The sequence below is a fragment of the Streptomyces sp. CA2R106 genome (assembly GCF_037034245.1).
Taxonomy (GTDB): domain Bacteria; phylum Actinomycetota; class Actinomycetes; order Streptomycetales; family Streptomycetaceae; genus Actinacidiphila.
The window spans coordinates 1-960 of sequence record NZ_JBAGKC010000135.1; the positions used below are offsets into that span (position 1 = coordinate 1).

At 73.0% G+C, this 960-nt stretch carries 1 protein-coding gene; it reads right to left on the reverse strand.

Annotation, left to right across the window (positions count from 1 at the left end; all coding sequences use genetic code 11):
- On the reverse strand, nt 1–941 hold a 941-nt coding region (locus tag WA788_RS35375), incomplete at its 3' end, for an acyltransferase domain-containing protein (RefSeq protein ID WP_335984579.1).
- Nucleotides 942–960 lie beyond the last annotated feature (19 nt).

Genomic DNA, 960 nt, shown 5'->3' on the forward strand with positions numbered 1-960 from the left:
ACGGCCTCGGCACCGCGGGCCGCCAGCGCGTCGGCACACCGCTGCCGTGCCTCGCCCTCGGCGCCGGCCGGCACCACGAGCAGCCATGTGCCCGACAGCACGGCCGCGTCGGGTTCCGGGACAGCCGTCCACGAGGTGCGGTAACGCCAGTTCGCGGTCAGCGACCGGTCCAACTCGCGGCGCCGCCAGGACGCCAGGGCCGGCAGCACCTCCCGGAAGGAGAGGGCGCCGTCGACGTCGAGGGTCTCGGTGAGACGGGCGAGGTCCTCCCCTTCGACGGCGGCCCAGAACTCGGCCTCCGCCTTGGTGCTGGCCACGATCCGGTCGGCGCCGCCCCCGGCTGCGGGCGGCGCGAGGGAGACGACGCCCTCGGGCCAGAACCGCTGGTGGCGGAAGGCATACGTCGGCAGCTCCACCGCCTCGCCCTGCGGAAGCACCCGCTTCCAGTCCACCGGCGCACCCTCGACGAACGCCCGGGCCAACCCGACCGCCAGGCCGGTCACGCCCTCATCGGTACGACGCTGGAGCGGCACGAACGCAGGCTCCACACCCTCCACGACGGCCACCGCATCCGGACCGAGGGAAGACAACGAACCGTCCGGGCCGACCTCCAGGAAGACGGAGACGCCTTCCCTGGCAAGGGCCGCGACGGCGTCGGCGAAACGCACCGCCTGCCGCACCTGCCCGGGCCAGTAACCAGCCTCCGGCTCCGACACCAACTCACCGGTCAGAGCACCCGCCCACATCACCTCCGGACGACTGAACCTGATCCCGTCGGCGACCGCTTCGAGCTCTGTCAGCACCGGGTCCATCGCCGGCGAGTGGAACGCGTGCGACACCCGCAACGGACGCACCCGATGCCCGCGCTCGCGCCACAACTCCACCAGCGCGTTCACCGCTTCGACCGCACCGGACACCACGACCGAGTCCGGACCGTTCACCGCAGCGACCGCGACCTCG